This is a genomic window from Pseudomonas sp. TMW22090, assembly GCF_022496665.1.
GTDB lineage: Bacteria > Pseudomonadota > Gammaproteobacteria > Pseudomonadales > Pseudomonadaceae > Aquipseudomonas > Aquipseudomonas gregormendelii.
The window spans coordinates 255,844-267,937 of record NZ_SCFH01000008.1; the positions used below are offsets into that span (position 1 = coordinate 255,844).

The 12,094-nt window shown below is 59.5% G+C and carries 10 protein-coding genes; all 10 read right to left on the bottom strand.

The window, feature by feature from the left end:
- Positions 1–49: 49 nt before the first annotated feature.
- Positions 50–2,194 carry a right-handed parallel beta-helix repeat-containing protein gene (locus tag EQV97_RS22420; protein WP_240890047.1) on the bottom strand — a complete coding sequence of 715 codons (2,145 nt, stop codon included), beginning with the start codon at positions 2,192–2,194 and terminating at the stop codon, positions 50–52.
- Positions 2,195–2,289: 95 nt separating this feature from the next.
- Positions 2,290–2,751: a hypothetical protein gene (locus tag EQV97_RS22425; protein WP_240890048.1), complete on the bottom strand. Its 462-nt coding sequence runs from the start codon at positions 2,749–2,751 to the stop codon at positions 2,290–2,292.
- A 9-nt stretch (positions 2,752–2,760) separates the two neighbouring features.
- Positions 2,761–5,835: a host specificity factor TipJ family phage tail protein gene (locus EQV97_RS22430; protein ID WP_240890049.1), complete on the bottom strand. Its 3,075-nt coding sequence runs from the start codon at positions 5,833–5,835 to the stop codon at positions 2,761–2,763.
- A complete protein-coding gene (locus tag EQV97_RS22435) occupies positions 5,828–6,214 on the bottom strand; it encodes a hypothetical protein (protein WP_240890050.1) in 387 nt (128 codons plus the stop codon). The genes EQV97_RS22430 and EQV97_RS22435 overlap by 8 nt, the downstream gene beginning before the upstream one ends.
- On the bottom strand, positions 6,211–6,696 hold the full coding sequence (locus EQV97_RS22440) for a DUF1833 family protein (protein ID WP_240890051.1): 486 nt from the start codon (positions 6,694–6,696) through the stop codon (positions 6,211–6,213). The genes EQV97_RS22435 and EQV97_RS22440 overlap by 4 nt, the downstream gene beginning before the upstream one ends.
- 10 nt (positions 6,697–6,706) lie before the next feature.
- On the bottom strand, positions 6,707–9,613 hold the full coding sequence (locus EQV97_RS22445; protein WP_240890052.1) for a phage tail length tape measure family protein: 2,907 nt from the start codon (positions 9,611–9,613) through the stop codon (positions 6,707–6,709).
- A gap of 57 nt (positions 9,614–9,670) precedes the next feature.
- Entirely contained in the window at positions 9,671–10,027 is a 357-nt protein-coding gene (locus EQV97_RS22450) for a hypothetical protein (RefSeq protein ID WP_240890053.1), read from the bottom strand.
- Positions 10,028–10,078: 51 nt separating this feature from the next.
- On the bottom strand, positions 10,079–10,309 hold the full coding sequence (locus tag EQV97_RS22455) for a hypothetical protein (protein WP_201777875.1): 231 nt from the start codon (positions 10,307–10,309) through the stop codon (positions 10,079–10,081).
- 35 nt (positions 10,310–10,344) lie between these two features.
- Positions 10,345–10,860, bottom strand: coding sequence for a hypothetical protein (locus tag EQV97_RS22460; protein ID WP_240890054.1), 516 nt, complete (start codon positions 10,858–10,860; stop codon positions 10,345–10,347).
- Between the two features lie 45 nt (positions 10,861–10,905).
- Entirely contained in the window at positions 10,906–12,075 is a 1,170-nt protein-coding gene (locus EQV97_RS22465) for a phage tail tube protein (protein ID WP_240890055.1), read from the bottom strand.
- Positions 12,076–12,094: the final 19 nt, after the last annotated feature.

A 12,094-nucleotide genomic window follows, 5' to 3' on the forward strand; every position in this document is an offset into this window, starting at 1 on the left:
TCTGCAGCAGGGGCTGCGATGTGATTGGTTTCTGGTAGGCCCTGTTTACCTACAAAGCATTTAGGGACAAAATTGCGACTGTTTGATTTGATCCTGCAGCACCCAAACGATTGGTGACGCCTAGCTGAGAAACACTTGAAGGATATAGGGTTAAAGCACTAGCCGTGCCTGTGTCAGTAGCTGCTACTACTACATCTGCCGATTTGGCAATAACAGTAGGAGCCGCTGTTCCAACCATGCAGATGATCGCGTACGCACCGCTACTGCAAATAACTAAATATAGCCCTCGATTCGGATTAGATCTGGCCGTAAATATGCCGCTCGCGCCGTTAAGTAGGTTAAGAGAGTCCTGAATCGACTTACCACCAATGACCTGGTTAGAAGTTGGGTCTCTGTAAACTGAGGTGCTCGACACTTGGTTTCTGCGGAATTTTCCAGTTACTGGAGAGCCTGGAATTATATCCAAAAACGTATTATCTACAGCGCCGTCGTCTTCGTAGGCTACATACCTGTGCTTGCTACCTGTGACGATATCACCAATGAATGAGCAGCCGCTTGCTGATTTTAGGTATATAGCCGAGTTAATTGCGCCAGTACCATTTGAGCTATTCGGGTTAATAATGTTGTTGTTGCGCGAAATTACCCGACGTTGAAATGAACCAGCTGCACCAACGCCAATTCCGTACGAAGGCGCGTTGTATATAGTGTTCGTGTCTAGAACAATGTCTTCTGCCGCAGTTGCATCAGTGGGTCCGCCAATCACGACAATGCCGCCGTAGTTTGGCTGATTTGCTGGGTTGGCAATCGTGATGATGTTGTGATCCAACAAGCAACGACGAGTAACGCCGCCGTAGGCCAAGCCAGCCCCACCCACTAGGATCGCCGGACCAACGCTGCCGATGTGGTGATTAGCTGGATCGGTGCTCATCCGCAGGATGTTTTTACTGACCACGACGTCTTCCACCGCGGACGTGGCGCCCCAGGTTTCCAAGCCGATCGCTTCACGCCACGCATCCGTGAACAGGTTCTTGTAGAGCGTGCCGCCGCTTACGTTGCCGAACGCAATGCCGAAGTTGTTCGGCTGGTAAATTTTGCAGTTCTTTACATCGACGTTTTTTGACTGAATTGTTGCGAAGTCATTGAACGGGCTGATGCCCATCGCGCCGGAGTCAACTCCAGGCCGAAAGCCCCAGACCGAAACATTATCGATGGTCAGCCCATCAATGCCGCCAAGGATGATTCCGTGCTCGGTGTAAAGCCCGGTGCGGTCCACCTTGAAGTTCTTCAGGCTGATATTGCTTTGGCCAACAAGGGCCGGAGACGTCAGCAAGCGGTTAACTGGGCTGGCGAACATGCCCTTGAACACACTGCTATCACCCAGCCCCTCCATGCTGACGTTGCTGAGGAACTCAACATAATTTTCCAGCATGTGCTTGCCGTGCGTCAGCTCTATTTTTCCACCACCTTGGGTGGACATGTCAGAGATAAGCGCATTCAGTCGCGCAGCCAGTGGAAAGGCACTAGTCCCGTTATGCAGCTTGGTAGTCTCGGTTCCCTTAGGGACCAAGCGGAGAACGTTGACGGGCTCCATGTTGATGATGTCTGAAATGGTCTTCAGATAGGCCGGTGAACGGGTATCGACGAACGCGTTCATGTCGGCGCCATGCGCGGCCATTTCTTGGCGCAGGGAATTTTGTCCGTTAGAAATCCACTTGGCGGCGTCCTCATCGAACGTGACTGCGGTTACAAATGGCACTGCTGAATCTTTCGGGCGGTACAGCTCACCCAAGTAACGGACCTGCTGAGTCACTCGAGTAATGCTAATCCCAGGCGCGTAATCGACTGGTGTTTCGTAGCCACTTGAATCCAAGAATTCATTGAACTCTACAACGCGCTCAGCCTGATCGACGTCAAACTCTGACTCACGCCGCGCTTGGGCAGAATCATGCTCCCTTTCCATGCCCTTCCACGACTTGAGCGGAGCGCCCAGGCGGTTAGGCTCATAGTCAGCTTCGGCCGTCATCAGAAGATCAAGGTCTTCCGAGTTATCGATCAAATCTCTCGGATCCTTGGAGCCTGGCGCGTTGCCGGTGTTGTAGGCCATGGTTATCTTGCTCGCAGAGTACGCCTGCGGCGCCGCGAAAGATGCGGTACCGAGGGCGCTGAGTTTTAATAAATTCCGGCGATTAACCATGACGACCAAACCTAAAAAACGGGAACGGCCGGCAGTATACCGGTAGGGATGTCGTGTGTTCGTGAAGGCCTGAAATGGCATTCACTGGGCTGTGATTAGCCTGTGTAGCGAGGCCACTTCTGGGTCATGGCCCTGTCGAAAATATCCGAATACAGAACGTATTCCGGCGCATATACCAGCCAATCCTTGTCGATCAGCGGTCGCTTGAGCAGCCATAGCTGGGCAGTAAAGCGCCAGTGATTTAGCTTGGTCAGGTAGCCACCTTTATAGATGTCGTCGAACTCAGCGGTGTACTTATCGAGCCCTAGCGGCGTCAGCAGTGGGCATTCGAACTTCTTCACGCCAGAGACAAGCGTGTATTCCCACCATGCTTCGAACAGCTGTGCCTGGCCGGCATCGAGTTCCCAGATCACGTTTACCAGCGTGGGTGTGTTCTTGAACTTGCGCCGAGCCTCACTCCTGCCGTTGCCGAGCTTCGAGCGAGTCATGGGGCTGACTGGCTCAAGCCCGTAGTTCTCCCGCAGCGGATACGGCAGGCCTTCCGGGTAATCGATCATGGCCAATCCTTATGCGGGCGCAGTGGCGTTGTCGTAGGTGTAGACGCGGGCGTCATAGGGCATCCCCTTCATGGCCACGTTTCCGTTTGATGGATCAGATTTGGTGACCAGCACCGGGTAGGCCCACTTGCCGTCGGGCCCGAACAGGATCTGCGGCAGGTTGATGTCATGGCTGGTGTCCGGATCGAAATCCAGATCAGCGATGAACACCTGGTACTCATCCACCTGAGTCGCTGGATAGGGCCCGGAAAGCGTGCCGTCAGGCCGGCTGAAGCCGATCTTGTGCGCGCCACCTGCTGACCAGTCGAGCGGCTCGGTTGAGGTGATGACGAATCCACCGGTGACTGCTTGGACATCCTCGATCTGCGCGCTCTGGCAGGTGCCGGGCGCATTGCCGGCAACTGCGCTGAAGCTCAGGTAATCAGAGTTCATGCCTGCCCACAGCGTCTCCCAAGCGTACTGGTCCTGCCGGAACTTCTGGTGCCCACGACGACGCATGCCGAACTGGTATGCCTGATTCCTGTTGTCAACTCCTGGCAGTTTTATCTTCTCGACCTTCTGCCCTTCGTCGCCAGGCCACCGGCATGGAACGGTTTCCCATGACCAGGTAGTGCTCGAGTAAAACTCGACATCCACGCCATCAAAGTCGTTGGCCGATGTGTGTGGGCCGCTGATCACCAGTGGCTTCTCGCTCATGTTCTGCGGCGAGTAGGTCTGAGTCTTCGGCCCGTACTCACGATCAAATACCGCTCGCGGTTCATCCCGCACCAGGCTGACCAGCCCGTTCTTGATAGTCAGTTCGGCCCAGCCGCACGCAAGCGCGTCGTTCAGCTGATCCTTCGCTGTGCTACCGGCGTCGATCGTTCTGTTATAGGTCTGCCCGGCCCCGTAGAAGACGCCGTGCAGCCGATCCCATTCGGCCAGGTCGATGTCGGTATCTTCATAGCCCAGTGACTTCAGGATGTTGAGGCACCACGGAACGATCTCTCGCGTGGGTTCCGGCGGCAGCCAGGTTCCGGCATAACGCAGTGGCAGCTTGCGAGTAGCCTCAACACTGATCTGGCTTTCCGATTGCGCGGACAGGCGATCCCCGCCGCGGACCTTGACCGACATGACCGTCATGCCTGGATAGCTTGCAGGACGCACCTGACGCAGCGCACGAAGGTTGTACCAGTTGATATCGTCCTGCTTCTCGCTGTCGATGCGCCCAGGTTGGCTGACAAAGCGCTTCTTGATGCGCGCCTCAGGATTTGCCATCGGGTACGGCAAGGTGGTGCTGCTGGTAAAGCCCTGGGCATCCCTAGAGTCGCCGGAAACTGTGACATCGATCGCCGTCCAGGCGCCGGCCACATCACCGTCCCGGTATTCGAACGTGTGATAGGAGTTCACACCGTAGATCTGGCCTTCCCGACCGATGCCGCACAGGCCATTGGGGAAGAACACAGTCCATTCCAGCGCGGTGACTTTCTCGCCGTCCGGACTGCACTTAAAAGGCCCCCGATAACCGCCCTCAAGGTTTGACGGGTCAAGGGTGATGACACCGCTCACCGTCTCCGTCAGGTTGAAGCCAGGCCATCCAGTGTCGACCGGACCTGCCGAGGTCAGGCGATCCACCACCATCAGAGTGGAGCTGAAGGCCGTGATCCGGTAGCGCAGGCCGCGCGGGCCGATGGTTGCCAAGCCAGAGCCCAAGGCCAGGCCGACAACTGGCGTCCCGCCGTCGTAGTCCAAGGTCATTTGCGCCGGGACTTCAGCCGTCCCGGTGCTGGCCGGTGTGCCTGTGGTATTCGTCGGGCTGCTGCCAAGGATGTCGGCACCGCCGGTGGCCACCATTGTTTCGCCGCCGAAGGTGCCGAACTGCGTGATGAGCAGGCGACCAGATGACGCGCTGGCAATGAACGGTGCAGAGCCCTTGGCGGTATTGAATGCCGACACCAGCCCGGCAAGGTTCGTGGTTGCCGTGGTCAGGTTTACCGCATACGGCGTGCCGCCCAGCGTCACGGTGACCGACAGCGGCGTGACATTGAAGTCGTAGCGCGCAGGAATGCTCGATCCAAGGATGGCGGACGCGGTACCCGATGTAGGCGGCACAGCCGGCGCGTACGGCGTGTAGCTGTTGACGACGTAGTTGCCAGCATTCGCCCCGGCCACCTCAATCAGCATCCCGGGCGTTGGGCTCAACATCTCCAACGGGCCCTGCACGATGTCGCGCCCTGCCCCGCCATCCACGACGGTGTAGTTGTAGGGCGCCTGAACGCGAATAACCAGACCGCTCTCCCAGTCATCCGGGAATGTCCCGGCGCCGGCAGGGATCGATATTGAGTGTCCATTGAACTGGTAGGCAGATGCTGTTGACGAAGGCGCAATGCTCTTCGACTCGGTCATTTCGAGACCTGCCGAACCGCTGGAGCTGGCCCCGACTTCGCCGACGTTGTACCAGAGCATCGAGGCGGTATCGCCGAGCACGCTTGCACCAGGTGCGTAGACCGTCACCTGCGCGTCGGCGCCCAGCGAGATCAGTGGCGTGTCACCCACCTTGATGGCGTTGATCGGCACGTCCACATCCCCTTCGGAGATGTAGAGCAGCATTTCAACCCACTGCTCGCGAGGTCCGACGAACCTAGTGCACGGCTCAGCCAGGTAGGACGGAAAAACCTTCTGGCGACCTACAACGTGCCGGATGGTTTCGCCAAGCTTGACCTTGTTGCCTCTGGCGCTGGCCTCTCTGAGTGGGTCGCCTTGCTGGGCGCCGGCGGTCGACGGCATGCCTGGCATCTTGGGCATAAGCCACTTGCCGACGGCTTTGACGCCCTTGAACATAGCGAAAGCCATCGAGAATGGGTCGGTTCCTTTCGGTTCGCTCCATATCTGCACAAGGTGCGACGGTTTGAACTTGACCTTGTGCCACAGGTGCTGATCGATTATCTCGCCGTTGAGCTTGATGCTGATCGGAGCGCTCTCGCGGCGCTCGTAATCCTCAAGAGCCATCGACTTCAGCCAATCTTCCAGGCTCATGCGGCGATCAGTAATGAAAGTAGCGATCGGCGCCGAGCCGGCGATCTTGTTTGGGTAAAATTCAATCACGGTAGTAGACCACTCTCGGATAATCGGATTCGAAGTCGCGCACGGTGCGAACCCGCACGCCGCCCGGGTTGGTGTCGATGACCTTCAGGCGTCCCTCGACCTCGACCACCACACCTACGTGAGCCATCAGCTGTCCGCGAAACGCTGCAGCGATTGCCCCCGGCTCTGGAGAGCACTCTTCCATGCCCTGTTTCAGCTCGCGGTAAGCCATGGTGTTATCGCGCAGGCGGTTGCGCCCAACACCGCCAAGGCTCGGAAGCAACGGCAGGCCGAACACCCCGCACCTGATTGCCACGCACAAGCCCCAGCAATCGAAGGCCAGCGGGCCGCGCGCACCATCCACGTAGGGGGCCCGCATGTACTTGGCAAGGTCGGTCATATGTAGATGATCCCCGGCGCTATAGCGGCAGTCAGTTTTCTCCGCGGGTACTCGGTACCCAGCAGATCGAACACGCCGCAGGTGAGCGTTGCGGTGTTGCCTTCGTACTGCCGATTCAGCAGTGACATGTGATAGCGCTCCTGCGGATAGCTCAGGTCGCTTTCTAGGTACCTGCGATAAGCGATCGTGACTCGCGCCTCGGCGGCCCTGGCCTCTTCCAGCTTTTGCTGAACCAGGCCATTGGTGTTGTCCAAGCCAATCAGAATGTTTTGAAATGCGCTGTTGTCGCGGGACGGCAGCGCCTCTTCAAACCCCATGGCTGTGAAAAGCACCGCCCGCCCATCCTCCGTGCCCAGCACGTAGTCGTCATAGCCGGCGCAGAACCGGATCGACTCAGGCCAGATGCTGCACATTGCCTCAATCGAGTTGATGATCATGTCGCTACCCGCAGAGGCGTAGCAGATGGCGATTGGGTTGCTCATGCGTTACCTCCTATGTTCCCTGCGAGCTGAGCCCGTACTTGGCCCGGTTGGCGTCGTGCAGCTCGCCTTCCGAGAAGATGTTCGATACGCAGATCCGGATGACGTCGCCTTCGGTGAGCTGGGTTCTGGTCACCTGCCCGGCCTTGCTGGCGTCCTCGACCAGTTGAACGGTCATGGGTGCTGCTGCCGGCTGGACCTGGGCGCCACTGGTGCCTGCTGCACTGGTTGACGACTTGGAGCCGCTTGCGCTGATACCTGCAGGCATCGCATCGCCTCGGCGCATAGCCTCGACTGCTGCAACACCGCCCGATCGGTTGATGTCCGCCTGGGACCAGACCACCTCGCCCTTGTGGACGATACCGGCCGGCTGATTGACGCCGCCGGGGCCGGTGTATCCGCCCTCGGAGAAGCCCTTGATCAGCGCGAAGGCTGCGAGCAACGCGCCGCCACCGACGACAGCCGCTGCACCGAACGAGCCGATGGACGCAACCAGTGCCGCCGGCAGCCAGGAAGCAAGCGTGGTGCCGGCTGCCGCGACCTGTGCCGTGGTTGTTGTGGCTGTTGCGGTGAGCGATGACGCCGTAGCGATGCCGTCGGCTGCGACCTTGGCTGCGGTGATGGTGCTGGTCGACGCGACTTCAGCGGTTGTCTCAGTCGCGATTCCCGCCATTTTGGCCAGGTGCATCGCCTGCTCGGTTTGTCCGAACGCCAGCTTGATGCCCTGGAGCACAAGCCATTGGGCTCCCATCTGGCCGAGGCCATCGAGAACCGTTCGGGCAAGGCTGTCGAATACGCCGCGAGTCACCTCGCCGAAGCTTTGGCCGTCCAGCGCCATCTTGGTGAAGGCGCTCCCGTAGCCCGATGTGATCGTGTCCAGCGAGTCGGTCATGATCGTTTCGGTTTGATAGGCCACGTCCGCGACCTTGGCCTGATAGTTATCCCATCCGGCCGTGATCCCGTTCATCCAGTTGGCCTGGGCGGCATCAACCTGTGCCCAGCCGTTCTCCATAATGGCTATCTGCTGGGGGAACATCTCGTTGGTTATGTCGATCTGCGCTTGCAGGGCCTGGCGCTGTTTCTCGCCTTGGGCGTTTGCCAGCTCGGTGCGCAGCTGCAGCAGCCGGTCGTTTGTCTCCTTCTCCAGCTTCAGCCGCTCTTGTGCGCGGGCTGCCTGCTCCCCACCCATACCAACAGTTGCGGCCTGGGCGTTCGCGGCGTCCTGCTGGTTCTGCAGTTGCTTCTGGATCTGCAGGCGGTACTGCTCGGCCTGGGTGAGCTCGCCGGTCTTGGAAATCACTGCGGAATAGTTGCGCGATGCCTGGGCCAGCGCCTCGCCGTACTGCTCCTGCGTGATCTTGCCCTTGCTGAGTGCGAACTCGAGCTGCTCCTGCTGCTTGGTCAGCTCGCGCGCGGCGGCGGCGGCCGGATCCGCCAGCTTATAAAGGCTGGCGAACGTGGACTCGGCAGCACTGAGCGCGCCAGTGTCACTCTTCGGCTTGTTCTTCTTGCCTTCCCGCTCCTTGATATCGGCAATCTTCTGCTCGTACCCGGCTCGGGCCTTGGCGTATTCCGCCTGCTGCTTTTCGCCAAACGCGCCCGCCTCAGTGGCGGTTTTCTTGGCGATGTCGAGTTCTTTCAGCTTCTTCTGCAGCCTGTCCATCTCGGACATGGATTCAGCAGTGGCGGAGCGGAGCGTATCCATGGCCGCTTTCGCAGCCGTCTCTCGGGTGTTCTTGTAAGCGGTGTCGAGGGACTGGGCGCCGTTGTTGGCGATCTTCAGCTGGAGGTTTGTGATCTCCTTCTCGACTTCCGACATCTGCTTCTTGAAGTCGGCCGAGCTCCCGACGATGGAGTTCTGGCCCTGTTTGTTCAGTTTGGCCAGGGCCTCATAGGCGCTGGCGAGCTGCTGCTCGGGCGTGTCCTGGCGGCCGACGTTGAGCATGGAATCCCATGCGGACTTGGCGGCACCGGTGATCGCGTTCCAGGCGCTTTCCAGCGTGCCAAGGTTTCCCTTGATCTCGTCAGCGCGACGGCTGATCGCACTGGCGTAGGCTTCTTCCGCAACCATCGCGGCCTGCTGCTTGTCGCCGCGATCCTGCAGTACCCGGATTTCCTCGTACTGCGTGGCAGTGAGGATGTTCAGCTCTTTATCCAGTTCGCGGATTGCGTTGACTGGGTCTTTGGCGATCTTGTTGAAGTTGGCGACCACGTCGTCAATGGATTCGCCTGTCGCGCTCGACCACTTGACCGCAGCGGCCGCCATGCCGGCATACATGATCGTTACGGGGTTGCCGGTAGCCGCCAGCTTGGTCAGCGCCTCTGCTGCTGCGCCAACCGTGACGCCCATTCGCGAGGCTTGCTCAGCGGCATTGATCAGCTCGTTGGCATTGGTATTGGCTGCGTTGCCGTTGGTGATCAGCGCCTTATTGAAGCGCTCGGCCTCGCTGGATCCTTGGTAGTAGGCCACGCCCAGAGCCGCAGCCGCTGCTGCAGCTACAGTGAATGGGTTGACCAGGCCAGCGACGTAGCCGCCAACCGCCTTCAGGGCCGGAATCGCGCCGCCGAAGATGTCCTTCAGTTGTCCGCCCTGCTGGAGAAACACCGTAAACGGCGCCTGTCCGGTGGCAAGGCCAACGGTGATATCGGTGATCTGCGCGGGCAGCATGCGCAAGTTGTTCGACATCTGTGCAGCGGACATGCCGGTTTTCGACAGAGTTTGCGAGGTCTTATCAAGCGGTGCTGTCGTCTTCCCTGCTGCCTTGCCCAGCTGCTCGACGCTTGTTGTGGCGCCGCCAACGGATGCGGCGGCAGTCTCCCCGCTTTTGTCTACTCGCTTCAGGGCATCGCTCAGGCCGTCAGCATTCTTCTCGGCGGCTCGCGAATCAATGGTTATGACGAGGCGTGATTCTTGCGCCATTGCTTTTCTCCGGGCGTAAAAAAACCGCCCGTAGGCGGCTTCTTATTCAATGATGAGTCACCCGGACAGGTCAGATCCGCAGTGCTTGCACTTGAGCGCCTCGATCTTTACGACCTCAGCGCAGAAACGGCATGTCTTGTGGCCTGCGGATGACCCTGTACGTTCTGCCTGCTGGGCGTCTGATTTGCGCAGCCAGGCGAACAGCACGCCAGCCGCGCCGCCGATGAACCCGCCCAGGGCCGCAGAGGAACCATCACGCCCGCCAGTAGCTTGAACCACTACCATGACGAACCCGAAGCCCAGCGCTGCGGTAATGGCCGCGTGAAGCAGGCCGCTGTTTCCGCGCTTGACGGCGATGATCGCTGCCAGGCAGCAGATGAGCGCGAAAAAGATGAAGCCCCAAATCGGTTGCATAGATTCCTCCCTGTTTATGACGGCAATCTATCACCGACCGCCACGGGCGAACTACTTCTCCTTGTCCTTCTTCTTTTCCTGCTCTTCTTCCCAGTGTTTGCGGAATACATCGTCCAGGGCGAAGATCGCCTCGTCGAATTCACGCCGGTCGACGGATGAACCGTAGGCCAGCAGGTACTCGGTGATGGTGCCCAGGGAGATCGGAGCTGGCGCAGCGGCCATGCCGACATACTGCCGGCCACGACTGATCATGTAGTAGGCGGTCAGCAGCTCGTCGCCCACCACATCGATCTCTGGCTGATCCGGTACCGCTACCCTCAGGCGCTCGCGGACTTTTCTTTTGCGGTCGTTCGACTCGCCCGCCCACTCGATCGCCCAGCGGTAGGCTTCGATGGCTTTCCCAGGGTTTCCGCTGCCTGCTCCTTCTGGCGCAAGGCGATGGCTTGGGCTGTCTGCATGACGACGAAGTAGATCTGGGGCAACTGCTCCATCAGCAGCACGCCGCGTTCCGGCGTGTACGGGGCTGGTTTGCCGGGGTCGTCGAACTCAGCAACGCCTTCCCACTCGATAACCAGGTGCTTGCACGCCAGTTCGACGAACAGCTTGTCCGAGTCAAGCGGCGGCAGGTCGCCAAGTTTGAGGACGCTGAACTCTTCAGTGCCGATGCCGTGCTGACCAGACAGCGCCTGCACATGGCGCATGATGATTCGGTAATCGTTCTTGTAGCCTTCCTTCGCTGCCGAGGCCACTTTGATGCGCAGGCCCGCGACTGGCTCAATCCAGCGGGTGCTGACGGTGTCGAGCAGCTCTTTCTTCTGCAGAATAAAGGTCATACGAATCCTTGTTGCCGCCCCGGTGCAGGGCGGCGGTCGTGAGGTTTAAACGGTGACGGTGATGTTGCGGGTTACCGTTTTGGTCGGATCGGACACGCTGGTGGCGGTCGCTACAGCCGAGCCGGCGGCGATGCCAGTGACCAGGCCGGAAGGCGAAATGGTTGCCTTGGTCGGATCACTGATCGACCAGGTAACCGCCTGATTCGCGCCTGCCGGGCTGACAGTTGCGGTCAGCTGCTGGGTTGCGGCTACGGCGATCGACACGGAAGCCGGAGCGACCGACACGCTGGTAGGTGCCACATACGGCGCCCGGGTGATGGTTGGCGGCGTGCGGCGGGCTGCGACGTTGAGCTCAACCTCGATCACATCGGTAGCGGCGCCGTCCGGCCAGTCACCGTTCACTTCCATTTCCGGTAAGTTGAAGGTGTAACGACCATCATTGTTTTCAAGCGTGAAGCTCAGCGCGATCGAGCCGCCGGTCTGCTGCTTGATCCACAGGTTGTACGAGGCAGCGGACCACGCGATGGTGATCGAGCCTGTAGCGCCGAAGATCGTCGGGATGACGTTGCCAACAAACGCGCCGTTGTTGATGCAGCGCTGGGTCTGGACGTTGTTGTCGAAAGTCAGGTCCATGGCGCTGATGCAGGTGCCGCTTTCCGGAGTGGCTTCAACGCCGTCCAGGGTCAGGCTGGTGAAGTTCTTGAAGTTGAACCGGTCAGCGTTCGCCTCGGGTGCAGCGCTGGCGAAATACGGGGTGGCGTCTACCTTGCCTTCCCAGCCGATCGCCGTCAGGTTAGTGGCAATGGTGATGTCGTCGTCGGTACCGAAGGTGAAGGCCATACTGGCGACCTGGGCACCGCGAGCGATCGAGGACACCAACACGTCACTGGCAAACGATGCCAGGGAGTAGCTGATGCGCTCATCGCCCATAGTCAGGACGTTGTTGTTCCAGCGACTGCCAAAGCAGGACTCGAGGAAGTCGTCGATCGCGCCGCCGTAGCGCCACTTCTGGCCGATCTCGCCAGCGACATCAACGGTAGTCGCCGACGTGCCCTGGGACATGCGGGTCTGCGCGATCTCGTTGTTCTCGGCGGTGTTCTGGGTTGGGCCCAGGCCATACGAGGTGCGGATCAGTTCTTTCCAGCCGGTGGCTGGGGTCACGCCCTGCGTCACTTCTTCGACGTAGGCCGTTCTGTTCTTGGCGCCTGAACTCATTGGGTAGCTCTCCTGAAAG

What these genes read in the sequence shown, in the direction of transcription:
- EQV97_RS22460 (WP_240890054.1), bottom strand. Translation starts at nt 10,860, where the DNA reads ATGACCTTTATTCTGCAGAAGAAAGAGCTGCTCGACACCGTCAGCACC.
- EQV97_RS22435 (WP_240890050.1), bottom strand. Translation starts at nt 6,214, where the DNA reads ATGACCGACCTTGCCAAGTACATGCGGGCCCCCTACGTGGATGGTGCG.
- EQV97_RS22425 (WP_240890048.1), bottom strand. Translation starts at nt 2,751, where the DNA reads ATGATCGATTACCCGGAAGGCCTGCCGTATCCGCTGCGGGAGAACTAC.
- EQV97_RS22465 (WP_240890055.1), bottom strand. Translation starts at nt 12,075, where the DNA reads ATGAGTTCAGGCGCCAAGAACAGAACGGCCTACGTCGAAGAAGTGACG.
- EQV97_RS22440 (WP_240890051.1), bottom strand. Translation starts at nt 6,696, where the DNA reads ATGAGCAACCCAATCGCCATCTGCTACGCCTCTGCGGGTAGCGACATG.
- EQV97_RS22445 (WP_240890052.1), bottom strand. Translation starts at nt 9,613, where the DNA reads ATGGCGCAAGAATCACGCCTCGTCATAACCATTGATTCGCGAGCCGCC.
- EQV97_RS22420 (WP_240890047.1), bottom strand. Translation starts at nt 2,194, where the DNA reads ATGGTTAATCGCCGGAATTTATTAAAACTCAGCGCCCTCGGTACCGCA.
- EQV97_RS22450 (WP_240890053.1), bottom strand. Translation starts at nt 10,027, where the DNA reads ATGCAACCGATTTGGGGCTTCATCTTTTTCGCGCTCATCTGCTGCCTG.